A 24,606-nucleotide genomic window follows, 5' to 3' on the forward strand; every position below is an offset into this window, starting at 1 on the left:
ACCCGACCGCGGCGGTCCGCCCGAGAACCGCTCCGGTGTACGTCGACACGACGCCCTTGCCGCAGCGTGAGCCGAGGAGGCTCAGCCTTTGACGGCTCCGGCGGTGAGGCCGGAGACGATGTAGCGCTGGAGCAGTTGGAACACCAGCACCGTCGGGACGGCGGTGAGCAGGGTGCCCGCCGCGAACATCCCGAAGTTGTTGTTGCGCTCGCCGGCGACCAGGCCGAACATGCCGACCGCGAGGGTCTTCGACTCGGTGTTGGTGAGGAACACGTTCGCGATCATGAACTCGTTGATCGTGCCGATGAACGACAGCAACGCGGTCACCGCCAGGATCGGCGCCACCAGCGGTAGCATGATCCGGAAGAAGACCTGGGCGTGCGTGGCGCCGTCCATGGTGGCCGACTCGTCCAGCTCCAGCGGCAGGGTGTCGAAGAAGCCCTTCATCAGCCAGGTGTTCACGCCCAGCGCGCCACCCATGTAGAGCAGGAACAGTCCCCACGGGGTGTTGAAGCCGAGCGCCGGCCACAGGTCGGTGACCGTGGTGAAGATCAGGAAGATCGCCACGATGGCCAGGAACTGCGGGAACATCTGGATCAGCAGCAGCGTGAGCAGTCCGACCCGCCGGCCGGCGAAGCGCATCCGGGAGAACGCGTACGCCGCCAGCGCGGACAGGAAGATCGACACGAAGCTGGCCGTGCCGGCGATCAGCAGCGAGTTGAGGAACCAGTGGCCGAACGCCGTCTTCTGGAACAGGTTGCTGAAGTTCTCGAACGACGCGCCGGTGGGCACCAGCTCGGTCGAGGAGAGCGTGCCGAGCGGGTTGAGCGCCGCCGAGAGCACGAACAGGATCGGGAAGAGGCTGAACGCCACCGCCAGCACTCCGACCAGGTGCCGCCATCCCACCTGGGCGAACCAGCGGTTGCGCCGCCGGCCGGTGGCGGCGCGGTCGGCCACCGGGGCGTCCGCGACGGTCGTCACGAGTACACCTCCTCCTGCTTGCGGGTACGCCGGAAGCTGATCGCCGACACGGTCGCCACGATCGCGAAGATGAAGATCGAGACCGCCGCGGCCATGCCGAACTCGGCGCCCTGGGCACCGAAGGCCAACCGGTAGGTGTAGGTGATGAGCAGGTCGGTCGCGCCGTTGGTCGGGTTGTCCGGCGCGAACGGCCCACCCTCGGTGGTCATCCAGATCGCGTTGATGTTGTTGAAGTTGTACGCGAACGACGCGATCAGCAGCGGCGAGAGCGCGACCAGCAGCAGCGGCAGGGTGACCGACCGGAACGACTGCCACGGCGACGCGCCGTCGACCGAGGTGGCCTCGGTCAGCTCCCGGGGGATGGCCTGGAGCGCGCCGGTGGTCACCAGGAACATGTACGGGTAGCCCAGCCAGAGCTGCACCAGCAGCACCGCGGCCCGCGCGGTCCAAGTCTGGCCGAACCAGTCGACCCCGAGGCCGAAGAGGTTGTTGACCAGGCCGAAGTCGGTGTTGAACATGTCCCGCCAGACCAGCAGCATGGCGAACGACGGCATGGCGTACGGCAGGATCAGCACCACCCGGTAGAGGTTGGTGCCGCGCATCCGGGGCGAGTGCAGGGCGAGCGCGATGGCCATGCCGAGCAGGAAGGTGAGCCCGGTGGAGCCGATCGCGAAGGCGAAGTTCCAGAGCAGCGTGCCGAAGAACGGGCCGGAGATGTTGGGGTCGGTCAGCACCCGGCTGAAGTTCTGCAACCCCACGTTGACCTTCCAGCCCTGAGCCAGCCGCTCGCCGTCGGCGGCCACGAAGGAGCCGCTCGCCGCGTCGGCGCGCCAGGTCTTGCCGGTCTCGTTGTCCTTGATGCAGTCACAGCCCGGGTCGTACGCCCGGACGGCCTTGCCCTCGTAGGCGCGGGTGAGGCCGTTGGAGCGGATGGCACCGCCGGAGGTGGGCACCACCAGGGCCGTGATGGCGTCGCTGCGGCCACTGGCCTGACCGATGTTCAGCACGGTGTAGCCGTCGGCGGCGGTGACCTTGCCGGTGAGGCTGCTGACGGTCACCTGCCCGGCGTCGAGCTTGCGCAGTCCGTTCGCGTCGCCGGCGAAGACCTCCCTGGTCTTCGGGTCGCTGAGCAGGAAGACCAGCGCGCCGGTCTCGGGGTCGCCCTTGGTGGCGATGGAGAGGGCGTACTCGGTGGAGCCCTGGACCTGCTTCACCGAGGAGCTCTGGATGGCGACGATCGCGTCGTCCTTGCTGCCGCGGTGACCGTCGCCGAAGTTGGTGAACGCGGTGCTCGCGGTGTAGAGCACCGGAAAGACCTGGAAGGCGATCAGGAAGAGCGTGCCGGGGACCAGGTACTTCGCCGGGACGTGCCGGCGGCCGAGGTAGAGGTAGAACAGACCGGCGGTGGTGACCGCCAGGATCGCCAGCCCGATCCAGTGCTCGGCCTCGATCAGCGGGAACGCCGCCCAGACCGCGATCCCGGCCACCAGGCCGAGCAGGATCACCTTGACGAGGAGGCCGGTCGCGGTGATCGGCGCGTGGTTCCGCGCGGTACGGGGCGTGCGCGGGAGCCCGCGGCGAACGGGCTCCCAGCCCGGAGCCTGCGTGGCAGGCTCCGGGCCGGACAGCGACGTGCTCATTACTTGATCTGACCCGCGATGGTCTTGCCGGCCGCGGTGATCGTCTGCGCTGGGTCGGCGCCGCCGATGACGGCGGCCTCCGCCTTGCCGAACGGGTCCCAGATCGCGGCCATGGCCGGGATCGCCGGGAGCACCTGACCGTTCTTGCCGGCCTCCTGGAACTTGGCCAGGTCCGGGTCCTCACCCTTGACCTGGTCGAAGGCGGCGGTGAGCGCCGGCGGGCGCGGCTCGGCCTTGTACAGCGCAACGGCCAGCTCGGGCTTGGTCACGTAGTTGGTGACGAACTCCTGGGCCAGCGCCTTGTTCTTGCCCTTGGCGGCGACGTAGAACGCCTGGACGCCCACGAACGGCTGGGCCTCCTTGCCACCGGCGAAGCCGGGGACCGGGGAGATGTCGTACTTGATGTTGGCCTTCTTGGCGTCGGCGATGGCCCACGGGCCGGAGACCAGGAAGGCGCACTTCTTGCCGGTGAAGGTGGCGATGGAGTTCTCGCCGGTGATCGAGCGCTTGAGCGCGCCCTCACCCTTCTCGCCGAGCTTCGCGATCTTCTGGAAGGCCGCGATCGACTCCGGCTTGCCCACGCCCAGGTCCTTGGGATCGTAGTCGCCGTTGGCCGCCGTGCCGAACAGGTAGCCGCCGCCAGAGGTGTACAGCGGGTAGATGTGGTAGGCGTCGCCGTTCTGGCCGGACTGGAGGCAGAGGATCTCGCTGGCCTTCTTCTGGGCCTTGAGCTGCTTGCCGGTGGCGACCAGCTCCTCGATCGTCTTCGGCGCCTCGGGGGCCAGCTCGGTGTTGCGGATCAGCGCGACGTTCTCGGTGGCGTAGGGGACGCCGTAGAGCTGGCCGTTGAAGGTCACGGCCTTGACCGCGGTCTCGTTGAACGCGCTCTTCTGCTCGGCGCCGAGCTGCACCGGGTCGATGGCGCCGTTCTGGACCAGGTTGCCGATCCAGTCGTGCGCGCCGACGACGACGTCCGGGCCGCTGCCCTGCTGGGAGGCGGTGACGAAGTTGGTCTGCAGGTCCTTGGAGACGGCCTGGACCTCGACGGTCACCCCGTTCTCCTTGCCGAACTCCTCGGCGAACGGCTTGAGGGCCGCGGTCCGCTTGTCGTCGGCCCAGATGACCAGCTTGCCGCCCGCCGCCTTGGCGGACTCCTTGGCGGCCGGCTTGTCGTTGTCACTGCCACCGCAGCCGGAGGCGGCGAGCGCCAGGCCGAGGACAGCGACCACACCCGCGGTACGGATGCGCATCGGTACTCCTGTCGTCATGGCGGCCCGCCGGGGGAAGGACGGCCCGCCAGTGGAAACCTCTGTAATTTCTTGCTGACCGGCGCCGGGTGGTGCGCCGCTGCTCTCCCGTGTTGCGGGGACGTTAGCAAGGCGTTGCAGAGAATGGAAGGGATTGCAGGAGTGTACGCAAGAACTTTCCAGTGAGCTAAAGTGCCGCCATGCGCGCTCGACTGTCCGACATCGCCCAACAGGCCGAAGTCAGCGAGGCCACGGTGTCGCGGGTGCTCAACGACCGCCCCGGAGTGGCCCCGGAGACCCGGCAGGCCGTGCTGACCGCCCTCGACGTGCTCGGGTACGAGCGCCCCGCCCGGCTGCGCAAGCGCAGTGCCGGCCTCGTCGGCCTGGTCGTGCCGGAGCTGGACAACCCGATCTTCCCGGCCTTCGCCCAGATCATCGAGTCCACTCTGGCGCAGAGCGGCTTCACCCCGGTGCTCTGCACCCAGACCCCCGGCGGCGTCACCGAGGACGAGTACGTCGAGATGCTGCTGGACCGGCAGGTGTCCGGGATCGTCTTCGTCTCCGGGCTGCACGCCGACACCGCCGCCAACCACGACCGGTACCGCGCGCTGATCGCTAGGCCGCTGCCGATCGTCATGATCAACGGATACGCACCCGGCATCGCCGCACCCTTCGTCTCCTGCGACGACGGCGAGGCCACCGAGCTGGCCATCGCCCATCTGGTCGCGCTCGGCCACCGGCGGATCGGCCTGATCACCGGCCCGGACCGCTTCGTGCCGGTGCAGCGCCGGGTGGCCCGCTTCCGGACCGCCATGACCCGGCTGGCCGGCGCGACCGAGGCGGAGGTCGGCGAGCTGGCCGAGCTCTCGCTCTTCGGGGTGGAGGGCGGCGAGGCCGCCGCCGGCCGGCTGATCGAGCGGGGGGTGACCGGCATCGTGTGCGGCTCCGACCTGATGGCGCTCGGCGCGATCCGGGCCGCCCGCCAGCGCGGGCTCGCCGTCCCCGCCGACGTCTCCGTGGTCGGCTACGACGACTCTCCGCTGATGGCCTTCACCGACCCGCCGCTGACCACAATGCGCCAGCCGGTCGCCGCCATGGCGGTGGCCGCGGTCCGGGCCCTGGTCGACGAGATCAACGGGCACCCCGCCCCGCACTCCGAATACCTGTTCCGCCCCGAACTGGTGGTACGCGGCTCCACCGCCGTGGTCCGCCCGGCCGGCGCCGCCCCGGCCAGCGGCCCGGGGCACCAGCGTCCGCCGACCTCCTCCCTCGCCGTCCCGGCCTGACCCGCGCCGGCGCCGCCCGGCCCAGGCGCCGCATCCTGAAAGGTGGGACAGGCGTGGGCAGGGCAGCACCTCGACCGGGCCGAATGCTGTCATTTCTTGCGCAAGGAATGCTTGACTCTTGCAGCGCTCGGGCGGCATCCTGCTCAGACACTCGCGCAGTCACCCACGCCCGCGCGGGTGTCACCCTCCCGCGCCAGAGAACGGGGATCGTCACCGATGACCGCCACCCACCCCACGCCGCTGACCTCTGACGACGACTGGTGGCGATCCGCGGTCGTCTACCAGGTCTACGTCCGCAGCTTCGCCGACGCCAACGGCGACGGCGTGGGCGACCTCCCGGGCATCCGGGAGCGACTGCCGTACCTGCGCGACCTCGGCGTCGACGCGCTCTGGCTGACGCCGTTCTACACCTCGCCCCAGGTCGACGCCGGCTACGACGTGGCCGACTACCGGGACGTGGACCCGCTCTTCGGCACCCTCACCGACTTCGACGCGATGATCACCGACGCGCACGCGCTGGGCCTGCGCATCATCGTGGACCTGGTGCCGAACCACACGTCCAGCGCGCACCCGTGGTTCCAGGCGGCGCTCACGGCCGGTCCGGGCTCGGTGGAGCGCGAGCGCTACCTGTTCGCCGACGGCAAGGGCGAGCAGGGCGAGCTGCCGCCGAACGACTGGGAGAGCATCTTCGGCGGACCCGCCTGGACCCGGGTCGCCGACGGCCAGTGGTACCTGCACCTGTTCGACCCGGCCCAGCCCGACCTGAACTGGCGCCACCCCGAGGTACGCGCGGAGTTCGAGGACGTCCTGCGGTTCTGGCTCGACCGGGGCGTGGACGGCTTCCGAATCGACGTGGCGCACGGGATGATCAAGGCCGAGGGGCTGCCCGACGTCGGCTTCAACTCGATGACCACCGGCCAGCGCCAGTCCGAGCTGCTGGGCAAGGGCCGGCTGCCGTACTTCGACCAGGACGAGGTGCACGACATCTACCGTGCCTGGCGGCCGATCCTCGACAGCTACCCGGGCGGCCGGATGGCGGTGGCCGAGGCGTGGGCGGAGACCCCGCAGCGGCTCGCCCGCTATATCGGCCCGGACGAACTCCACCAGGCGTTCAGCTTCGACTTCCTCGACGCCACCTGGTCGGCCGACTCGTTCCGCAAGGTGATCGACACCGCGCTCGCCGAGTCGACCATCGTCGGGGCACCGACCACCTGGGTGCTCTCCAACCACGACCGGCAGCGGCACGTCACCCGGTACGGCGACGGCGAGGTGGGCCTGCGCCGTGCCCGGGCCGCCGCTCTGCTGATGCTCTCCCTGCCCGGCTGCGCGTACGTCTACCAGGGCGAGGAGCTGGGCCTGCCCGAGGTGCTGGACCTCCCCGACGAGCTGCGCCAGGACCCGGCGTTCCTGCGTACCGGCGAGAGCCGGGACGGCTGCCGGGTGCCGATCCCGTGGAGCGGCGAGCTGGCCCCGTACGGTTTCGGGCCGGCGGGCAGCGAGCTGAGCTGGCTGCCGGCGCCGACGACCTGGCGGGCCCTCTCGGTGGCCGCCCAGGCCGGCGTGCCCGGCTCGACGCTGGAGCTCTACCGGACCGCCCTGCGGATCCGGCACGGGCACCCGGCGCTGGCCGGCACCGACGGCATCACCTGGCTGGAGACCGAGCCCGGGGTGCTGGCGTTCCGCCGGACGGCCGGGGACGTCGAGTTCACCTGTGTGGTCAACCTCAGCGGCGCCGAGGTCACGGTCGCCGGCTACGGCCGGCCGATCGTCGCCAGCGCCGACCTCACCGAGCAGGGCGACGGGCACGTCCTGCCGGTGGACGCGGCTGCGTGGTTCGAACGGCGCTGAGCCGGGTAACCCGCCATTGACCTGGTCGTCCGTTGTGCTCCGCGCCGACGGGCGGCTGGGCAACCGACCCCTTGTGGTGGGGGGTGAGGTGGCGCCGGCGCCTCGGGGAGTCCGCTCCCCGAGGCGTCGGTGTCCACCTGGGACCGGTGGGTATCACGAGGTGATGACCGCACACGTGACGCAGTACACCCTCGATGTCACCGACCTCGAACTGATGGCCTCCTTCTGGTCCCGCGCCCTCGGCTACGAGATCCGGCAGGGCGGCGACGGCAGCGCGAAGCTGTGGCCGCCGCCGGACCGGCCCGGCCCGACGGTCTGGTTGCAGGGCAGCGGTACGCCCAAGCGCGGGAAGAACCGGCTGCACCTCGACCTGGTGTCCGACGGGGATCCGCGGGATGAGGTACGCCGGCTGCTCGCGCTCGGCGCCCGCCCGGTCGACGTCGGCCAGTCGGGCGAGGAGGGCTTCGTCGTCCTCGCCGACCCGGAGGGCAACGAGTTCTGCGTACTCGACCACCCACCGCGCCGGTGAGCGCTCAGCCCTCCTTGCTGGTGAGCAGCTTGGCGATCCGGGCGAAGCCGGCCCGCACCTCGTCCCGGGTGGGTGGGGTCACCGGCTCGGGCACCGGCTCCTGCTCGGCGGCGAGCTCCAACTCCTCGTCGATGGTGTCCTCGAAGTCGCCGTAGAGGTCGGCCTGGTCGACGCGGGCCGCCTCGTCCTCGGCGGCGAGCTGGGACGCCGCGATCTCGCCGCGGATCTCGTCGGCGGTCAGCGCCGGCAGCAACGGCTCGACCACCGCCATCAACTGCTCCTCGGCCACCACCGCCTCGGCCAGGGCGAGCGCGTGCGGCCGCTCGTACGGGCCGCAGACCACCGGCTCCCACTCGTCGGCGTCCCCGAGCGGGCCGAAGGTGATGATCCACGGCAGGCCGAGCATCGGCGAGTCGTCCGGCAGGTCGAGTGTCACGAGTGCGCCCACCGGCCCATCATGGTCGCTCCCGCCCGGAACGTGCGCGGCATTCGCCCTAACTGCCCCTTCCCCCAATGTCACCCTCACGACACCCCACCTCGGGTGGTGTCGAGGGCGGCGCGGACCAGGGCGAGCGCGCGCTCCGGTGGGACGCCCAGGCGGACCGCCTCGGCGGCGTACTCCGTGGCGGCGCGGTGCAGGCGGTCGAGGGCGTCGTCGCGCCCCGGTGCCACCACGGTCCCGTGCCGCCCCCGGGTCTCCACCAGCCCGGCCCCCTCCAGCTCCCGGTACGCCCGGGCCACGGTGTTCACCGCTAGGCCGAGGTCACCGGCGAGCTGCCGGACCGCGGGCAGCCGGGTGCCGACCGGCAACCGGCCGTCGCCGATCATCCGGGCGAGCTGCCCGCGCACCTGCTCGTACGGGGGCGCCGCCGCGGCTGGGTCGATCCGGATCTCCATCTCAGCCCGCCCCTCCCGGCGTACCCGGCTCGGGCACCTCGTCGACCTCCACGTCCACCTCCCGCGCCGCGCCGCCCTCGGCCAGGTCCACCACCCGGCCGTACCGGCTGGTGGCGGCCAGCGCCGCGCCGAAGAGCACCAACTGGTTGAGCAGGTAGAGGTAGAGCAGCAGCCCCACCGCCGTGGCCACCACCGTGTACGCCGGGTTCCGCTCGGTGCGCATGACGTAGTAGCGGCCGACCGTGTTCAGCAGGGTGATGCCGACGGCCACCACCAGCACCACCGGCCGCAGCCGGCGACGGCTCATCCGCAGCCGGGGCACCGCCACCAGTAGCGCCACGGCGAGCACCGCGTTGACCACCACGCTGAGCACCGCGCTGATCGTGGTCAGCCCGACCGACCCGGTGCTGCTCAGCAGGAAGCGCAGCAGCGACTCCAGCGCGTCGACGGCGGCCACCGAGACCCCGAGCATCACGAAGACCACCACCAGCACGCCCAGGTCGACCAGGCGGCGGACCACCAGGTTGCCGGGCTGCTGGTTGAGGCCGTACAGCAGGCGCTGCGAGGAGCGGATCGCCTCCACCCAGCCGATCCCGGTGATGACCAGGATGACCAGGCCCACCACCCCGACCGTGTTGCTGCTCTGCGCGATCTGGTCCGGCTTGAGGAACGGCAGGTTCTCCCGGAGGAACCTTGCCGCCGCCCGGCTGACCTCGTCGTTGTCCTCGATGATCGCGCCGAAGACCCAGTAGCCGACCAGGGCCAGCGCGAAGACCGCGAAGAAGCCGTAGTAGGCGATCGCGGCCGCGAGCCGGCCGCCGAGCACCCCGGCGTAGAGCGCGCCGGCCCGCCACAGGTGGTCGAACGCCGGCGACCGGTGCCGGGCCGCGTCGATCCGACGGCCGACCGCGGCCTCGATCGGGCCGAGCACGTTCACCACGTCATCCTCACCGATCCCCCGCCTGGCGGCGAGCCGGCCGCCCGCTCAGCTCAACCGCCCAACCGGAAGTCGCGGCGGGGCTGCCACCGGGTCGCCCCGCTGTGCGAGAACAGGGTGAACGCCTCGACCTCGAACAACGCCGAGAAGTCGGCCAGGTCCTCGTACACCTTGTCGAGCACCTCGGGCGGCACGTCCTGGGCCACCGTCACGTGCGGGTGGTAGGGGAAGCGGGCCTCCCGGTGCAGCTCGGGGGCCGCGTTGATGGCGGCGGCGAGCAGCTCGCACTCGCTGATCCCGGCCGCCACCGCCACGAAGACCACCTGGGTGACCGGGCGGAAGGTGCCGGTGCCACGCAGGTGCAGGGTGAACGGCAGATGGGTGGCGGCCACCCGGGCCAGGTGCGCCTCGACGGCGGGCAGCGCGCGTACCGGGATCTCGGTCGGCCCGAGCAGGGTGACGTGCGCCGGGACGACCTGGGGATCACCGGCCTCGGCCCGGCGGCGGGTGAGCATCCCGCCCCACGGCTCGGGGATGTCCACCGCGATCCCGATCTGGATGGAATCGTCGGCGTCCGGCGCCCCGTCCCTGCGATCCACGCTCCGCGCCACCCCTCCGGCCACCGACTGCGTCCACCCGTTCCCGTCGCGCCCGGTCGCGGCTATGCGGACCGGACCGGCGGGAAGAAGCCGATCCGGTCGTACACCGTCCGCACCGTCGCCTCGGCGACCACCCGGGCCTTCTCGGCACCCTGCGCGAGCAGCTTGTCGAGCTGGGTGGGGTCGTCCAGGTAGGTGCGGGTGCGCTCCTGGATCGGGGTGAGGAATTCCCGGACCACCTCGGCGAGGTCCTTCTTCAGGTCGCCGTAGCCCTTGCCGTCGTACGCGGCGACCAGGTCGTCGATGCTCCGGCCGGACAGCGCCGAGTAGATGCTCAGCAGGTTGGCGATGCCCGGCTTGCCCTCGGCGTCGAAGACGATCTCGCGGCCGGTGTCGGTGACCGCGGAGCGGATCTTCTTGGCCGACCGGGCCGGGTCCTCCAGCAGGTCGATGATGCCGGCCGGCGACGAGGACGACTTCGACATCTTGGCCGTCGGGTCCTGCAGGTCGGTGATCTTCGCGGTGTCCTTGACGATGTGCGGCGCGGGCACCATGAAGGTCGGCCCGAACAGGGTGTTGAACCGCTGGGCCAGGTCGCGGGAGAGCTCCAGGTGCTGCCGCTGGTCCTCGCCGACCGGCACCGCGTGCGCCTGGTAGAGCAGGATGTCGGCGGCCATCAGGATCGGGTACGTGAAGAGGCCGACGCTGGCCCGCTCACTGCCCTGCTTCTGCGCCTTGTCCTTGAACTGGGTCATCCGGCTGGCCTCGCCGAAGCCGGTGATGCAGCCGAGCACCCAGGCCAGCTGGGCGTGCTCGGGCACCTGCGACTGGACGAACAGGGTGCTGCGCTCCGGGTCGATGCCGACGGCGAGGAGCTGCGCGGCGGCGATCCGGGAGCGCTGCTTGAGCACCTTCGGGTCGTGCCCGGCGGTGATCGCGTGCAGGTCGACCACGCAGTAGAAGGCGTCGTGGCTGTCCTGCAGGGCGACCCAGTGGCGTACCGCGCCCAGATAGTTGCCGAGGTGGAACGAGTCGGCCGTCGGCTGGATGCCGGAGAAGACGCGGGGGCGGGCGGGTACGTCGGACATGCCGGCAATTCTGTCAGCAAGGCCGGGGGTACGTCATGACGGGCCGGCGGGTCGGTGTTCGAGGGCCGTGACCGGGGCCGTGACCTCGCGCCGTTGCTCGGGCAGCCGCGCGGCGGAGACCGCGAGCCGGGACACCCGCCGCCCGTCCAGGGCGAGCACCCGCAGCAGCCAGCCGCCCGGCGGGTCGTCCGGGTCGGGCCCGCCCGGGTCGTCCACGGCCGGGGCCACCGGCACCTCGTCCCCGGCCACCGGGAGCCGGCCCAGGGCGGCCATCACGAACCCGCCGACCGTCTCGTACGGTCCGGCGGGCAGCGGCACCCCGGTGCGTTCGGCGAAGTCGGCCAGGTTGAGCCGCCCGTCGACCACTGCGGGCAGACCGGCGTGGGCCGGGTCGGGCGGGCCGTCGTACTCGTCGTGGATCTCCCCGACCAGTTCCTCGACCAGGTCCTCGCAGGTGACGATGCCGGCGGTGCCGCCGTACTCGTCGACCACCACGGCCAGGTGGTGCCCCTCGCGGCGCATCTCGGTGAGCGCGGCCAGCACCCGCTTGCTGCCCGGCAGCCGCTTCACCTCGCGGGTCAGCTCCCCCACCGTGCCGCAGCGCTCGCGCTCGGGGCGGAGCAGCACGTCCCGCAGGTGCACGAAGCCGACCACGTCGTCGTGCGTGCCGTCGACCACCGGGTAGCGGGTGTGCGTCTCGACCCGGACCAGCCGCTCCGCCTCGGCGACGGTGAGCCCGGCGGACAGGAACACCACCTCGGTGCGGGGCACCATCACCTCGCGGACCAGGCGCGCGCCGGCCACCAGCACCTCGTCGATGATCCGCCGCTCGTCCGGGTCGAGCACCGTGTTGGCGGCGACCAGGTCGCGCAGTTCGGCCTCGCTGATCCGCTCGCGGCCGGCCGTCGGGCTGGCCCCCAGCAGGTCGGTGACCAGGCGGGTGGCGCCGTCGGCGGCGCGGACCACGAGCCGGGCCACGGTCCGCGCGAGGGGGCCGGGCTCTGGTCGCGGTCGCCCCGGAGGTCGTCGCCGGAGCCCGCGGCCGCCTGCCTCCCGCATGAGATGGATGGTAGACAGCGCACGCCGGACCCTCCGGGCGATGTTCGGATCTGTTCAATCATGGCGGATAGTGATGGAATGGCGGGTGGTCATGCGCAGCCGCGGCACAGCCGGCGGCCTTAGGGTGATCACGGACGGCCGCGGCGGGACGTGGCCAGGCAGGAGGACCCGACGTGAAACTGCTCGTCACCGGCGGCGCCGGCTACATCGGCAGCGTGGTGACCCGGATGCTGCTCGACCACGGCCACGAGGTCACCGTCCTGGACGACCTGCGCACCGGCCACCGGGCCGCCCTCGCCCCCGAGGCGACCCACGTCGACCTGCCGGTCCACGAGGCCGCCCGGGTGCTCACCCCCGACGCCGGCTTCGACGGCGTGCTGCATTTCGCCGCGCTCATCGCCGCCGGCGAGTCGATGGTCAAGCCGGAGCTCTACTGGCAGAACAACACCGTCGGCTCGTTCGCCCTGCTCGACGCGGCACGCGCCGCCCGGGTGCCCCGGCTGGTCTTCTCCTCCACCGCCGCGGTCTACGGCAACCCGACCGAGGTGCCCATCCCGGAGACCGCCGTCAAGGCGCCCACCAACACGTACGGGGCGACCAAGCTGGCCGTCGACATGGCGCTCACCTCCGAGGCGATCGCGCACAACCTGGCCGCGGTCTCGCTGCGCTACTTCAACGTCGCCGGGGCGTACCTGCACGACGGGCAGGCCATCGGCGAACGGCACGACCCGGAGACCCACCTCATCCCGCTCGCCCTCGACGTGGCGGCCGGCCGGCGCGAGAAGCTCCAACTCTTCGGCGACGACTACCCCACCGTCGACGGCACCTGCATCCGCGACTACATCCACGTCGAGGACCTGGCCCGGGCGCACCTGCTGGCCCTGACCGCCGCCGTTCCCGGCCAGCACCTGATCTACAACCTCGGCAACGGCAACGGCTTCACCAACCGCCAGGTGATCGAGGTGGTCCGCGAGGTCACCGGCCACCCCGTACCGGTCGAGGTGGCGCCCCGCCGCGAGGGCGACCCGGCCGAACTGGTCGCCTCCTCCGCACTGGCCTGCGAGGAGCTGGGCTGGGTGCCGCAGAAGCCCACCCTGCACGACATGGTCGGCGACGCCTGGGCCTTCTACCGGGCGCACGTCCTGGGGCAGCGGTGACCACCACCCCCACCGCGCCGCCGACCGACGTCGCCGACCGCGCCACCGCCGGCTTCCGCCACCGGTACGGCGGGGAGCCGGCCGGCCGGTGGGCGGCACCCGGTCGGGTCAACCTAATCGGCGAGCACACCGACTACAACGAGGGCTTCGTGCTCCCGTTCGCGCTGCCGCTGCGTACCGTGGTCGCCGCGGCGCCGCGGGACGACGAACGCTGGACGGTCTGGTCGGAGCTGGACGCCGACCCGGTCGAGTTCGGCCCGGCCGAGGCCGACCGGCCCGGCCGGGTCACCGGCTGGGCGGCCTACGTGGCCGGGGTGGTCTGGGCCCTGCGGGCCGCCGGCCACCGGGTGCCGGGGGCCCGCCTCGCCGTCGCCTCCGACGTGCCGGTCGGCTCCGGGCTCTCCTCGTCGGCGGCCGTCGAGGCGGCGGTGCTGGCCGCTCTGGTCGAGCTGGGCCGGCTGGACCTGCCCACCGACCGGTGGCCGCGGCTCGCCCAGCGGGCCGAGAACGACTACGTCGGGGCGCCCACCGGGATCATGGACCAGTCCGCCGTGATCCGCGGCCGGGCCGGGCACGCCCTGTTCCTGGACTGCCGCACCGAGGACGTCCAGCAGATCCCGTTCGACCTGCAGGCGGCCGGGCTGGCCATGCTGGTGGTGGACAGCCGCGCCCCGCACCGGCACGCCGACGGGGAGTACGCGGCCCGGCGGAAGTCGTGCGAGCAGGCCGCAGAGGCGCTCGGCGTGCCGGCGCTGCGGGACGTGGACGTCGCCGACCTCGACGCGGCGCTGGCGAAGCTGCCCGACGACGAGACCCGGCGCCGGGTCCGGCACGTGGTCACCGAGGACCGGCGGGTGCTCGACACCGTCGCGCTGCTGCGCGCCGGCCGGGTGGGCGACATCGGCCCCCTGCTGACCGCCTCGCACGCCTCGATGCGGGACGACTTCGAGATCACCGTGCCGGAGGTCGACACCGCGGTCGACGCCGCCCTGGCGGCCGGGGCGTACGGCGCCCGGATGACCGGCGGCGGCTTCGGCGGCTGCGTGCTCGCCCTGGTCGACGCCGACCGCGCCCAGGCGGTCGCCGACGCCGTCACCGCCGCGTACGCCGAACGCGGCTTCGCCGCCCCCGGCACCCGGACCGTCCTCCCGGCCGGCGGCGCGGCCCGCCTCGACTGACCCCGCCGGCCGGCCGTCCTCTCGGGACGATCGATGGGGTGGGTGGCCGCGCGGAGAACCGGAGGCAGCGTGAGCGCGAGGAGTTCGCGAGCCCCGCAGTCGCGAACCGAGGTGGACCTGTGAGTGCGAGGAGTGAGCCGGTCCTGCGAGCCCCCCAGTCGCGAACCGAGGCGAACCCGTGACCGACACGGGACTCGCCGTCCAGGAGCGGGCCCAGGCACTGAGCCAGATCGGCCGGCACGCCGAGGCGGCGCAGCTGCTGCGCGAGGCGCTGGCCGGGCAACCGGAACACGTCGGGCTGCTGCTGCAACTGGCCCGCTGCCACCGCGAGCTGGGCCAGCTCGCCGAGGCGAACCGGCTGGTGGACCGGGCGCTCGGGCTGAGCAAGGCGCCACAGCACCTGTACGCGGAGAAGGCCCGCATCTTCCTCGCCGCCGACGAACCCGGGTTCGCCGCAGCCGCCGCCCAGCACGCCCTGGAGTTGGCGCCCCGCTCCTGGGAACACCACGGCCTCCTGGCGGAGTCCCTGCTCCGGATGGGCAACCCCAACCGGGTGCTGGCCGCCCGGCGGCACGCCGACACCGCCCTGGAACTCGCCCCCGACAACCCCCAACTGCACGTGCTCGACGCCCGCCTGCACGCCCGGATGGGCCGGCTCCGCGCGGCGCGGGAGGCGTGCGGCCGGGCCCTCGCCGTCGACCCGGCGTACGAGCCGGCGCTGCGGGAGCTGGCGAGGTTCGACGCCGGGCAGGACCGGACCAGCGCCGCCGCCCGCGGCTTCGGCGACGCCCTCGCCGCGAACCCGCGCGCCGCGTGGAACGTGACCGCCCACGAGGTGGTCTCCCTCGCGCTGGGCTGGCGGCTGTTCGACGTCACGGCGCTCGCCGCCCTCGCGTACTGGTCGGTGTTCGCGCTCGTCGACCCCGCGCCCGGCGGCGTACGACCGGTGGCGGCCGGAATGGTCCTGATGGGCCTCGCCGGCGCCACCGGGTACGTCTGGCGGCGGCAGCCAGACCCGGTACGCCAGCAGCTGCGGCGGTGGGCGCGCGCCGCAGCGGCCGTGCCCGGCCTGCTGCTCGTCCTGGCGGCGCTCGCTTCCCTGGTGCTCGGCGGCCTGGCCCCGGCGGCGGACAGCCCGGCGGCCGGGGTGGCGGCGCTGCTGCTGCTTCCGGTGGCCGCGGTGCTGGCGTTCCGACTCTGGCGGCAGCTGCGCCGCCGGAGCAGCGTGGCGATCCGCCGCCTCGGCTACGCCGCCTGGGCCCGCCTCACCGCCCGCCGCACAGCGGCCGGCTCCTAACGCGCCCCGCGCCCCGCGCCCCGCGCCCCGCGCCCCGCGCCCCGCGCCCCGCGCCCCGCGCCCCGCGCCCCGCGCCCCGCGCCCCGCGCCCCGCGCCCCGCGCCCCGCGCCAAGATCGTGCTCGATCCTGGCAGTAGTGGCCTCCAAATTCGTGGGAGGCCACTACTTCCCTGTTCGAGCGCGACCTCGCTGCCGGCAGATGCGAAGGCCCGCGCCGGACAGCGACGCGGGCCTTCTCGGAGCGCGGGCAGAGTCAGCCGGCCTCGACGATCATGCCGGCGCCGACGGTGCGGTTGGTGGCCTCGTCGATGATGACGAAGCCGCCGGTGGTGCGGTTGCGGCGGTACTCGTCGGCGAGCAGCGGGATGGTGGTGCGCAGCCGCACCCGGCCGATCTCGTTGAGCTTCAGCTCGCCTGCCGTCTCGTCCCGGTGCAGCGAGTTGATGTCCAGCCGGTAGTGCAGGCCGCGCACGATCGCGCGCGCGGAGCGGGTGGTGTGCTTGATGGCGTACTTGCCGCCGACCTGGAGCGGGCGGGTCTCGTCCATCCAGCAGACCATCGCCTCGATGTCCTGCGCGACGGTGGGGGCGTTGTTCGGCCGGCAGATCATGTCGCCGCGCGAGATGTCGATCTCGTCGGTCAGCCGGACCGTCACCGACATCGGCGGGAACGCCTCGTCCACCGGGCCGTCGGACGTCTCCACCGACGCGATCCGGCTGGTGAAGCCGGACGGCAGCACCATCACCTCGTCGCCGGCCTTCAGCACGCCGGAGGCCACCTGGCCGGCGTAGCCGCGGTAGTCGGTGACGGTGGTGGACTGCGGCCGGATCACGTACTGCACCGGGAAGCGCACGTCGACCAGGTTGCGGTCGGAGGCGATGTGCACCCGCTCCAGGTGGTGCAGCAGCGACGGGCCCTCGTACCAGGGCATGTTCTCCGAGCGGGCGACGATGTTGTCGCCCTTGAGCGCGGAGATCGGCACCACGGTCAGGTCCGGCACGTCGAGCTTCGCGGCGAACGCGGTGAACTCGTCGGCGATCCGCTCGAACACCTCCTGCGACCAGTCGACCAGGTCCATCTTGTTGACGCAGAGGACCAGGTGCGGCACCCGCAGCAGCGAGCAGAGGAAAGCGTGCCGGCGGGACTGCTCCACCAGGCCCTTGCGCGCGTCCACCAGGATCAGCGCCAGGTCTGCCGTGGAGGCGCCGGTGACCATGTTCCGGGTGTACTGGATGTGCCCCGGGGTGTCGGCGATGATGAACTTCCGCCGCGGCGTGGCGAAGTAGCGGTACGCCACGTCGATGGTGATGCCCTGCTCCCGCTCGGCCCGCAGGCCGTCGGTGAGCAACGCCAGGTTGGTGTATTCGTCGCCCCGGGCCGCGCTGACCGCCTCGACCGCGGCGAGCTGGTCGGTGAAGAGCGACTTCGTGTCGTACAGCAGCCGGCCGATCAGGGTCGACTTGCCGTCGTCGACACTGCCCGCGGTGGCGAACCGCAGCAGGTCCATCTGCCGGGCCTCCGGCCCGGCCCCGGCGGCAGCCTGGGCGTCCGTCGCGTCTGGTGCCAGCGTCTCTGCGCTCATCAGAAGTAGCCCTCCCGCTTGCGGTCCTCCATGGCGGCCTCGCTGACCCGGTCGTCGCCGCGGGTCGCGCCGCGCTCGGTGATCCGGGTGGCGGCCACCTCCTCGATCACCTTCTCCACCGTGTCCGCGTCCGAGCGGACCGCCGCGGTGCAGGAGGCGTCGCCCACGGTCCGGTAGCGCACCTGAGCCTTGAACGACACCTCCCCGGCACGCGCCCGGAAGAACTCGTTGACCGCGTAGAGCATGCCGTCCCGCTCGATCACCTCACGCTCGTGCGCGTAGTAGATCGACGGCAGCGGGATCCGCTCCCGGGCGATGTAGTGCCAGACGTCCAGCTCGGTCCAGTTGGACAGCGGGAACACCCGGATCGACTCGCCCGGGTGGTGCCGGCCGTTGTAGAGCGCCCACAGCTCCGGACGCTGGTTCTTCGGGTCCCACTGGCCGAACTCGTCGCGGAAGCTGAACACCCGCTCCTTCGCCCGGGCCTTCTCCTCGTCCCGGCGGGCGCCGCCGAAGAGCGCGTCGAAGCGGTGCTTCTCCACCGCGTCGAGCAGCACCGGCGTCTGGATCCGGTTGCGCATCCCGTCCGCCGACTCGCGGACCAGGCCCTTGGCCAGAGCCTCGGGCACGCTGGCCACGATCAGCTGCAGACCCAGCTCGGCGACCCGCTGATCCCGGTATTCCAGGACCTCGGGGAAGTTGTGCCCGGTGTCCACGTGCATCACAGGGAACGGGATGTTGGCCGGGGCGAACGCCTTCTGGGCCAGCCGGAGCATCACGATCGAATCCTTGCCGCCGGAGAAGAGGAGCACCGGGCGCTCCATCTCGGCGACGACCTCGCGCATCACGAAGATGCTCTCCGCTTCCAGCGCGTCGAGGTGGGAGACCTGGTACGCGGCGGGGGCCGTCATGACACGAACTCGATTCGCTCGGATCCGCACATCGGGATTCCAGACCTTTCCGGTCGGACTCGTGAAGAAGAACGCTCAGGCTACCCGGAATGCCTCTGCAGCGCTGCAAGCAACCGGCTGGCGAGGTCCTTGCGGCAGACCAGCAGGTCGGGCAAGCGCGGGTCGGCCTCGTTGTATTTCAGCGCAGAACCGTCGATCCGGGAAGCGTGCAGCCCGGTGGCCGTCGCCACAGCGACCGGAGCGGCCGAATCCCATTCGTACTGGCCGCCGGCATGGATGTACGCGTCGACCTCACCGGTGACCACAGCGGCGATCTTCGCCCCCGCGGAGCCCATCGGCACGAGATGAGCGCCGACGTCCTCTGCCAGATCGGTCAGAAAAACCGGCGGACGGCTACGGCTCGCCGCCAACCGGATGGTCCGTCCGCCACCCGCCGTCGCCGCCTCCAAGGTCATCGGCGGGTACGCCGGCGGGTAGTCCGTGGCCAGCACCCGGTGCTGCGCCGGCAACCCCACCGCGCCCGCCACCAGACCGTGCGACGCCGGCGCGTTACGCGCCCAGAGCGCCACGTGCACCGCCCAGTCCGACCGGCCGTCCTCGGAGAACTCGCGGGTGCCGTCCAGCGGGTCGATGATCCACACCCGGTCCGCGTTCAGCCGGGACACCGCCTCGGAACTCACCTCCGCCGTCCAGGCCAGCCGCGAACCCTCGTCCTCCTCCGACAGCACCGCATCGCCCGCGCGCCACTTCGCCAACTCGGTACGGATCAGGTCGTGCGAAACCTTGTCCCCGGCCGACTTCAACGCCCCCGGATCGGCGAAGCCCATCTCCGCGCGCAGGTTCATCAGCGCCTGCCCGGCACGCGCCGCCAACCACCGCGCGAAGGCACCATCGATCATCGGAGGACTAGTCATCTTCTCCCGCTCCCGTCGCAGGCATCCGCCACGTCAGAAAGGCGCAGACTACCGGCCCCGGTCAGCCGGACCCGGCACGCCCCGCCCGGCACTCAGGTGCCGTGGTAGAGGTTCTGCGTCGGCTCCACCCCGCGGGTCACCACCGACTCCACCACGTCCGCCGCCCGGTCCACCAGGAACTCCAACTCCTTGCGCTCGACCGAGGAGAAGTCCGCGAGCACGAAGTCGGCCGGATCCTGCCGCCCCGGCGGCCGGCCGATGCCGAACCGCACCCGGACGTAGTCCTTCGTGCCCAGCGACTTCGACATCGACCGCAGGCCGTTGTGCCCGCCCTCGCCGCCGCCACACTTCACCCGCACCTGCCCGTACGGGATGTCCAGCTCGTCGTGCACCGCGATCACCCGCCCAGGCGGGATCTTGTGGAACTGCGCCAGCGCGGCCACCGGACCACCGGAGAGATTCATGTACGTCAGCGGCTTCAGTAGCACCAGCTTCGGACCGCCGAACCCCAGCCGCCCCTCGGCGACCTCCGCCACCGCCCGCTTGTGCCGGCCGAACTTCGCGCCCACCCGGCCGGCCAGCAGCTCCGCCACCATGAAGCCGACGTTGTGCCGGTTGCCCGCGTACTCCCGACCGGGGTTGCCCAGGCCGACAACCAGCCACGGCCCCGCCTCGTCCGTCACGCCACGTCCCTTCCGTTCTCCCACCGAACGCCAGCCCGGCGCGTCGGCCGCCACGACCAGGAGCCGTCGCGCGCCAGCCACCACCCGCCGGCCACCCCGATACGCCGACAGGCGCCCCCGGAAACCGGGGACGCCTGTCGCACAGCCTGCGGACCGATCAGGCCTCGGTCTTCTCCTCGGCAGCCGGCTCGCCCTCGGCCGGAGCGCCCTCCGCAGCCTCGGCGGTCTCCTCGCCGACCTCGGCCTCCGCCTCCTCCTCGGCCTCCTCGACCTCGGGCAGGGTGGCCTCGAGCTGCTCGGCGGTCGGGGCGGCGGTCACCGTGGCGACCGGCAGCTCCGGGTCGGCGGCCAGCTCGACACCGGCCGGCAGCTTGACGTCGGCGGCGGTGACCTGGACACCCGGCACGGCGCCCTCGATCGAGGCCTCCAGGTGGTCCGGCACCCGGGTGGCGTCGGCGGTCACCGACAGGGTGTCGTGGTCGTGCACGATCAGGGTCTCCGCGGCGGCCTCACCGGTCAGCTCGACCGGCACCTCCACGGTGACCTTCTCGCCGCGACGGACCAGCAGCAGGTCGACGTGCTCGAAGGTGTCCTTGATCGGGTCACGCTGGATCGCCTTCGGCAGCGCCAGCACCTGGGTGCCATCGCTGACCTCGATCGCGAAGAGCTGGTTCGCACCACCCTTGCGGATCGCGGCGGCGAACTCACGCGCCGGAAGCGCGATGTGCTTCGGCTTCTCGCCGTGGCCGTACAGCACGGCGGGCACCTTGCCGGCCCGGCGGGTACGACGGGCACCACCCTTGCCGAACTCGGTACGGGGCTCGGCGCTGATCTTTACCTCGGACACGGGGAAACTCCTGATGCTTTCGCTGCGGCGGCTTGTCGACTGGCGGTGCTGGGGCGAGGGGCTCGCTGGGGCTCATGCGTCATGAACGACTGCCCGGAGCACCGCGTCGATGACGGCGCCTCCGTGCGGTGCTTTTCAGCGGCCCGCCGGGCACCCTCGCCGTGGCAACCGCACCAGTCTACCCGAGCCGATTCCCAGCTTTCCGGCAGTCCCCATATCACCGCCGGGACGGGCCCGCAGGACAACCGGCACACCGCCGACGGCCGTCCGCGACGACCGCCGGGCGGCGGCGAAACGTCAGCTCAGGCCACCGAAGAGGGTGGTCACCGACCCGTCGTCGAAGACCTCCCGGATCGCCCGGGCCAGCAGCGGCGCGATCGACAGTACGGTGATCTTGTCGAGCTGCTTCTCCGGCGGCAGCGGCAGCGTGTTGGTCACCACGACCTCGGTGATCGGGCTGTTCTTCAGCCGCTCGGTCGCCGGATCCGACAGCAGCGCGTGGGTCGAGGCGACCACGATCTCCGCCGCGCCGGACTCCTTCAGGATGTCGGCGGCCTTGGTGATCGTGCCACCCGTGTCGATCATGTCGTCGACGACCAGGCAGACCCGGCCCTCGACCTCACCCACCACCCGGTTCGCCACCACCTGGTTCGGCTTCAGCGGATCCCGCGTCTTGTGGATGAAGGCCAGCGGACAGCCACCCAGCCGATCCGTCCACCGCTCGGCCACCCGCACCCGGCCCGAATCCGGCGCCACCACCGTCATCGGGCGACCCGCGTACCGGTGCTCCACGTACTCGGCCAGCACGTCCATCGCGAACAGATGGTCCACCGGGCCGTCGAAGAAGCCCTGGATCTGCGCGGTGTGCAGGTCGACCGTCAGGATCCGGTTCGCGCCCGCCGTCTTCAGCAGGTCGGCCACCAGCCGCGCCGAGATCGGCTCCCGCCCCCGGTGCTTCTTGTCCTGCCGCGAATACGGGTAGTACGGCAGCACCACCGTGATCCGCTTGGCCGAACCGCGCTTCAGCGCGTCCACCATGATCAGGGTCTCCATGACCCAGGTGTTGACCCCGTGCGTCACGGACTGCACCACGAAGGCGTCCGAACCGCGCACCGAGTCCTTGTAGCGAACGAAGAGCTCACCGTTGGCGAACTCGTACGAGTCGGTGGGCGTCGGCGCGACGCCGAGCACCTCACCGATCTCCTTGGCCAACTCCGGAAAGCCACGTCCGGAGAAGAGCATCAGGCTCTTGCGGTTTTCGGCGACGATGCTGCCCATGGGCCCGTCTGCTCCCGTTTGTCGGTGGTTCCCGGCGGCGGTGGAGCCGGGGACTATTCGGTTGCAGTATCCCCCGCGTTAACCGGTCCTCCCATGGTCTCCGGCCGCTCGTGGATTCGCTCACCTTCCCTTGCGGCCGGGGCCTCGTCCGACGCACCCTCGCGGGCCCGCTGCGCCGCCTCCGCGGCCGGCGTACCAGCGCGCTTGCGCAGCACCCAGCCCTCCACGTTGCGCTGCTGACCCCGGGCCACCGCCATCGCGCCCGGCGGCACGTCCGAGACGACCACCGAGCCGGCCGCCGTGTACGCGCCGTCGCCCACCCGCACCGGCGCCACGAACATGTTGTCCGCCCCGGTCCGCGCGTGGTTGCCGATCGTCGTGTGGTGCTTGCGCACCCCGTCGTAGTTGACGAAGACCGTCGCGGCACCGATGTTGCTGTGCTCGCCGATCGTCGCGTCCCCCACGTACGACAGGTGGGGCACCTTCGAGCCCTCGCCGATCGTCGCCTTCTTGGTCTCCACGAACGTGCCGACCTTCGCCTTGCGGGCCAGCCGCGACTCCGGCCGCAGGTACGCATACGGCCCGACGCTGGCCTGCGGACCAACCTCCGCGCCCACCGCGTGGCTGCGCACCACGCTGGCGCCCGCGCCGACCGTGGTGTCGACCAGCGTCGTGTCCGGGCCGACCAGCGCGCCCGCCCCGACCGCCGTCGCACCCTGGAGCTGGGTGTTCTGGTCGATCACCGCGTCCCGCTCCACGGTCACCGTCACGTCGATCCAGGTGGTGTGCGGGTCGAGGATGCTCACCCCGGTGCGCATCCAGCCCTCGTTCACCCGGTCCCGCAGCAGCTGGCGCAGCGCGGCCAACTCGACCCGGTCGTTGCAGCCCAACGTCTCCACGTGGTCGGCGGCGCAGTGCACCGCCACCGGCTCACCCGCGTCCCGCAGCAGCCCGAAGACGTCGGTCAGGTACTCCTCGCCCTGCTCGTTGTCGGTGGAGAGCTTGCCCAGCGCCTCCCGCAGCCGCGCCACGTCGAACGCGTAGATGCCGGCGTTGATCTCCCGCAGCCCGCGCTGCTCCGGGGTGGCGTCACGCTCCTCGACAATCTGCTCCAGCCGGCCCTCGGCGTCCCGCACGATCCGGCCCAGGCCGGTCGGGTCGGGCACCTCGGCGGCCAACACGGTCGCCGCCGCGCCGGCGCTCTCGTGCGCCTCGACCAGGGCGGCCACAGTCTCCGGCCGCAGCAGCGGCACGTCGCCGTTGATCACCACGACCGTGCCGGTGACCTCGGGCACGGCGTCCAGCGCGATGCGTACCGCGTGCCCGGTGCCGAGCTGCCGCTCCTGGAGCACCGGGGTGGCCTCCGGGGCGAACTCGGCCAGGTGCGCCCGCACCTGGTCGGCACCGTGCCCGACCACCACCACTGTGCGGTCAGCGCGCAGCGGCGCGGCCGCGGACAGCACGTGACCGAGGAGGGTACGGCCGAGCAGCGGGTGCAGCACCTTGGGCAGGGCCGACTTCATCCGCTTGCCCTCACCGGCGGCGAGCACGACAACGGTGCGGAGGTGGGGCTGGGACACGACGTGGCTCCCGTCGGGACGGCGACAGTCTCGCGGCCATGCTAACCAGATCGCGGTGGAAGCCGCCGAATACCCCGACAAGGGGCATCGGCAACCAAACTTGCTCGGCCGCCAGGGTTCGAACCTGAAACACGGGTACCAAAGACCCGGGTGTTGCCAATTACACCACGGCCGAAGGGTCGTTCACAGCTTAGCGCTGGCGTCCAGTCCGAGGTTGCTCGCACCGGGCCGCAGACCTGCCGCGAGGCCCTCCACCGCACCTGCTATCCAGAGATACAGCTCCCGAGACCTCGGCACCCGCACCACCAGGCAGCCGCGGTAGTTCTCACCGACGTTGGTCCGCGACGTTGTCGGATTGTGTCGCTTCAGCGTCGGACGCTGGAAGCAGTCCAGTCCGACCCCGAGTTTTGCAGCCCACCACCGCCCAGCAGCCTCGGCGTCCGCGTTCTCATGAATGCTCACGCGATACCGGAGATCCTCCCGAGACCTGCCCATGGCCTCGACGAACCTGATGAACAGTTCCACCAGCCGAGGGTCGCTGTTCGTAAAGGTGAGGTCATAACGAGGATTGTCCGGCTTGCTCTTGGTGCCCTCACACCAGTAGAGCACCGCGCCGATCAGGAGTGTTTCCCGCAGGTCCGGCGCGCCGGCCCACTCGGCCGCCAGGTTGCGCGCTTCGCGTTCCGCGTCCTCGCGCTGTTCTCGCCGACGCGCACGGCTCAGCATTCGACGCGCGTCAGCGGCCCGTTGCCGCTGATCGGCAACCTTCGACGATGAGTCGAGCGGAAGATGCTTGACCCACTGGTAGGCGGTCGACTTGGCGACCGTCAGCCGCTCGGCGATCTCGTTGACCGTGTGACCGTCGGCTCGCAGCTGCAGCGCCTTCGCATGCAGGTCGTCCTTGGCGTTTCGACGTCGGACGGATGCGGGTGCCGGAACGTCCCGCAACATCGCCTGCACTCGGACCCGACCGAGGCCTAGACGTGAGCAGATCTGACCGACCGACAGTTGCTCCACCGCGCGGAGACGACGGACCTCTGCGGCCAGGGAGTCGGTCATATTCGGCAG

Annotated in this window: 23 protein-coding genes and 1 tRNA gene; 6 read left to right on the forward strand and 18 right to left on the reverse strand. The window is 71.8% G+C overall.

The features are described 5' to 3' along the window. Window positions 1–81 precede the first annotated feature (81 nt). Genes FXF52_RS19855 through FXF52_RS19865 form a run of 3 tightly spaced genes read right to left on the reverse strand, consistent with a single transcriptional unit; the run spans window position 82 to window position 3,871 of the window. Window positions 82–981 (reverse strand): sugar ABC transporter permease, encoded by a 900-nt coding sequence (locus FXF52_RS19855; RefSeq protein WP_222870581.1) that lies wholly within the window; start codon window positions 979–981, stop codon window positions 82–84. Then, the gene (locus tag FXF52_RS19860; protein WP_148798717.1) at window positions 978–2,621 is read right to left on the reverse strand and encodes an ABC transporter permease subunit; all 1,644 of its coding nucleotides are present in this window, start codon (window positions 2,619–2,621) and stop codon (window positions 978–980) included. Before FXF52_RS19860 ends, FXF52_RS19855 begins: the two co-directional genes overlap by 4 nt. Further along, window positions 2,621–3,871, reverse strand: a complete 1,251-nt coding sequence (locus FXF52_RS19865; RefSeq protein WP_148798719.1) for a maltose ABC transporter substrate-binding protein — start codon at window positions 3,869–3,871, stop codon at window positions 2,621–2,623. The genes FXF52_RS19860 and FXF52_RS19865 overlap by 1 nt, the downstream gene beginning before the upstream one ends. Before the next feature lie 197 nt (window positions 3,872–4,068). Here FXF52_RS19865 and FXF52_RS19870 point away from each other — a divergent pair, with 197 nt between their 5' ends. The 3 genes from FXF52_RS19870 to FXF52_RS19880 all read left to right on the forward strand — a co-directional run bounded on the left by FXF52_RS19870 (window position 4,069) and on the right by FXF52_RS19880 (window position 7,531). After that, window positions 4,069–5,154 carry a LacI family DNA-binding transcriptional regulator gene (locus FXF52_RS19870; RefSeq protein WP_148798720.1) on the forward strand — a complete coding sequence of 362 codons (1,086 nt, stop codon included), beginning with the start codon at window positions 4,069–4,071 and terminating at the stop codon, window positions 5,152–5,154. A gap of 216 nt (window positions 5,155–5,370) precedes the next feature. Then, window positions 5,371–7,002, forward strand: a complete 1,632-nt coding sequence (locus FXF52_RS19875; protein ID WP_148798723.1) for a glycoside hydrolase family 13 protein — start codon at window positions 5,371–5,373, stop codon at window positions 7,000–7,002. Window positions 7,003–7,165: 163 nt separating this feature from the next. Then, window positions 7,166–7,531, forward strand: a complete 366-nt coding sequence (locus FXF52_RS19880; RefSeq protein WP_148798725.1) for a VOC family protein — start codon at window positions 7,166–7,168, stop codon at window positions 7,529–7,531. A gap of 4 nt (window positions 7,532–7,535) precedes the next feature. Here FXF52_RS19880 and FXF52_RS19885 read toward each other — a convergent pair whose 3' ends face one another. The 6 genes from FXF52_RS19885 to FXF52_RS19910 all read right to left on the reverse strand — a co-directional run bounded on the left by FXF52_RS19885 (window position 7,536) and on the right by FXF52_RS19910 (window position 12,111). After that, the gene (locus FXF52_RS19885; protein ID WP_148798727.1) at window positions 7,536–7,979 is read right to left on the reverse strand and encodes a hypothetical protein; all 444 of its coding nucleotides are present in this window, start codon (window positions 7,977–7,979) and stop codon (window positions 7,536–7,538) included. Window positions 7,980–8,053: 74 nt separating this feature from the next. After that, window positions 8,054–8,428 (reverse strand): GntR family transcriptional regulator, encoded by a 375-nt coding sequence (locus FXF52_RS19890; protein ID WP_148798729.1) that lies wholly within the window; start codon window positions 8,426–8,428, stop codon window positions 8,054–8,056. A 1-nt stretch (window position 8,429) separates the two neighbouring features. Next, on the reverse strand, window positions 8,430–9,365 hold the full coding sequence (locus FXF52_RS19895) for a YhjD/YihY/BrkB family envelope integrity protein (protein ID WP_148798730.1): 936 nt from the start codon (window positions 9,363–9,365) through the stop codon (window positions 8,430–8,432). A 53-nt stretch (window positions 9,366–9,418) separates the two neighbouring features. After that, window positions 9,419–9,964 (reverse strand): 2'-5' RNA ligase family protein, encoded by a 546-nt coding sequence (locus tag FXF52_RS19900; RefSeq protein ID WP_187413599.1) that lies wholly within the window; start codon window positions 9,962–9,964, stop codon window positions 9,419–9,421. A 62-nt stretch (window positions 9,965–10,026) separates the two neighbouring features. After that, the gene (gene trpS / locus FXF52_RS19905; protein WP_148798733.1) at window positions 10,027–11,052 is read right to left on the reverse strand and encodes a tryptophan--tRNA ligase; all 1,026 of its coding nucleotides are present in this window, start codon (window positions 11,050–11,052) and stop codon (window positions 10,027–10,029) included. A gap of 33 nt (window positions 11,053–11,085) precedes the next feature. Then, a complete protein-coding gene (locus FXF52_RS19910; protein ID WP_148798735.1) occupies window positions 11,086–12,111 on the reverse strand; it encodes a hemolysin family protein in 1,026 nt (341 codons plus the stop codon). Window positions 12,112–12,338: 227 nt separating this feature from the next. Between FXF52_RS19910 and galE the strand changes: the two genes are divergently transcribed. The 3 genes from galE to FXF52_RS19925 all read left to right on the forward strand — a co-directional run bounded on the left by galE (window position 12,339) and on the right by FXF52_RS19925 (window position 15,743). Next, window positions 12,339–13,268, forward strand: coding sequence for a UDP-glucose 4-epimerase GalE (galE, locus tag FXF52_RS19915; RefSeq protein WP_255472140.1), 930 nt, complete (start codon window positions 12,339–12,341; stop codon window positions 13,266–13,268). After that, the gene (gene galK, locus FXF52_RS19920; protein ID WP_148798739.1) at window positions 13,265–14,446 is read left to right on the forward strand and encodes a galactokinase; all 1,182 of its coding nucleotides are present in this window, start codon (window positions 13,265–13,267) and stop codon (window positions 14,444–14,446) included. Before galE ends, galK begins: the two co-directional genes overlap by 4 nt. A 178-nt stretch (window positions 14,447–14,624) precedes the next feature. Next, complete coding sequence (locus FXF52_RS19925) at window positions 14,625–15,743, forward strand: lipopolysaccharide assembly protein LapB (RefSeq protein WP_148798741.1); 1,119 nt, start codon at window positions 14,625–14,627, stop codon at window positions 15,741–15,743. 253 nt (window positions 15,744–15,996) lie between these two features. Here FXF52_RS19925 and cysN read toward each other — a convergent pair whose 3' ends face one another. The 9 genes from cysN to FXF52_RS19970 form a co-directional block, all read right to left on the reverse strand. Further along, window positions 15,997–17,325 carry a sulfate adenylyltransferase subunit CysN gene (gene cysN, locus FXF52_RS19930; RefSeq protein WP_148798743.1) on the reverse strand — a complete coding sequence of 443 codons (1,329 nt, stop codon included), beginning with the start codon at window positions 17,323–17,325 and terminating at the stop codon, window positions 15,997–15,999. Further along, the gene (gene cysD / locus FXF52_RS19935; protein ID WP_148798745.1) at window positions 17,325–18,236 is read right to left on the reverse strand and encodes a sulfate adenylyltransferase subunit CysD; all 912 of its coding nucleotides are present in this window, start codon (window positions 18,234–18,236) and stop codon (window positions 17,325–17,327) included. The genes cysN and cysD overlap by 1 nt, the downstream gene beginning before the upstream one ends. 80 nt (window positions 18,237–18,316) lie before the next feature. Continuing rightward, entirely contained in the window at window positions 18,317–19,150 is an 834-nt protein-coding gene (locus FXF52_RS19940; protein WP_148798747.1) for an inositol monophosphatase family protein, read from the reverse strand. 92 nt (window positions 19,151–19,242) lie between these two features. Beyond that, a complete protein-coding gene (gene pth / locus FXF52_RS19945) occupies window positions 19,243–19,833 on the reverse strand; it encodes an aminoacyl-tRNA hydrolase (protein ID WP_148798749.1) in 591 nt (196 codons plus the stop codon). 157 nt (window positions 19,834–19,990) lie between these two features. Beyond that, window positions 19,991–20,680 carry a 50S ribosomal protein L25/general stress protein Ctc gene (locus tag FXF52_RS19950; protein WP_148798751.1) on the reverse strand — a complete coding sequence of 230 codons (690 nt, stop codon included), beginning with the start codon at window positions 20,678–20,680 and terminating at the stop codon, window positions 19,991–19,993. A gap of 297 nt (window positions 20,681–20,977) precedes the next feature. Beyond that, window positions 20,978–21,958 (reverse strand): ribose-phosphate diphosphokinase, encoded by a 981-nt coding sequence (locus tag FXF52_RS19955; protein WP_148798753.1) that lies wholly within the window; start codon window positions 21,956–21,958, stop codon window positions 20,978–20,980. 53 nt (window positions 21,959–22,011) lie between these two features. After that, window positions 22,012–23,538 carry a bifunctional UDP-N-acetylglucosamine diphosphorylase/glucosamine-1-phosphate N-acetyltransferase GlmU gene (gene glmU, locus FXF52_RS19960; RefSeq protein WP_148798755.1) on the reverse strand — a complete coding sequence of 509 codons (1,527 nt, stop codon included), beginning with the start codon at window positions 23,536–23,538 and terminating at the stop codon, window positions 22,012–22,014. A 103-nt stretch (window positions 23,539–23,641) separates the two neighbouring features. Beyond that, window positions 23,642–23,713 (reverse strand) — tRNA-Gln (locus tag FXF52_RS19965). An 8-nt stretch (window positions 23,714–23,721) separates the two neighbouring features. After that, window positions 23,722–24,606: helix-turn-helix domain-containing protein (locus FXF52_RS19970; protein WP_255472136.1), on the reverse strand; the 885-nt coding region annotated here is incomplete at its 5' end.

Origin of the sequence: Micromonospora sp. MP36, from assembly GCF_008119785.1 — a bacterium.
Classification (GTDB): Bacteria; Actinomycetota; Actinomycetes; order Mycobacteriales; family Micromonosporaceae; genus Micromonospora.

Excerpts from the sequence above, each read along its gene's own strand:
- FXF52_RS19860 (WP_148798717.1), bottom strand. The coding sequence starts at position 2,621 with ATGAGCACGTCGCTGTCCGGCCCGGAGCCTGCCACGCAGGCTCCGGGC.
- FXF52_RS19865 (WP_148798719.1), bottom strand. The coding sequence starts at position 3,871 with ATGCGCATCCGTACCGCGGGTGTGGTCGCTGTCCTCGGCCTGGCGCTC.
- FXF52_RS19870 (WP_148798720.1), top strand. The coding sequence starts at position 4,069 with ATGCGCGCTCGACTGTCCGACATCGCCCAACAGGCCGAAGTCAGCGAG.
- FXF52_RS19875 (WP_148798723.1), top strand. The coding sequence starts at position 5,371 with ATGACCGCCACCCACCCCACGCCGCTGACCTCTGACGACGACTGGTGG.
- FXF52_RS19880 (WP_148798725.1), top strand. The coding sequence starts at position 7,166 with ATGACCGCACACGTGACGCAGTACACCCTCGATGTCACCGACCTCGAA.
- FXF52_RS19890 (WP_148798729.1), bottom strand. The coding sequence starts at position 8,428 with ATGGAGATCCGGATCGACCCAGCCGCGGCGGCGCCCCCGTACGAGCAG.
- trpS (WP_148798733.1), bottom strand. The coding sequence starts at position 11,052 with ATGTCCGACGTACCCGCCCGCCCCCGCGTCTTCTCCGGCATCCAGCCG.
- FXF52_RS19910 (WP_148798735.1), bottom strand. The coding sequence starts at position 12,111 with ATGCGGGAGGCAGGCGGCCGCGGGCTCCGGCGACGACCTCCGGGGCGA.
- galE (WP_255472140.1), top strand. The coding sequence starts at position 12,339 with ATGCTGCTCGACCACGGCCACGAGGTCACCGTCCTGGACGACCTGCGC.
- cysN (WP_148798743.1), bottom strand. The coding sequence starts at position 17,325 with ATGAGCGCAGAGACGCTGGCACCAGACGCGACGGACGCCCAGGCTGCC.
- cysD (WP_148798745.1), bottom strand. The coding sequence starts at position 18,236 with ATGACGGCCCCCGCCGCGTACCAGGTCTCCCACCTCGACGCGCTGGAA.
- FXF52_RS19940 (WP_148798747.1), bottom strand. The coding sequence starts at position 19,150 with ATGACTAGTCCTCCGATGATCGATGGTGCCTTCGCGCGGTGGTTGGCG.
- FXF52_RS19955 (WP_148798753.1), bottom strand. The coding sequence starts at position 21,958 with ATGGGCAGCATCGTCGCCGAAAACCGCAAGAGCCTGATGCTCTTCTCC.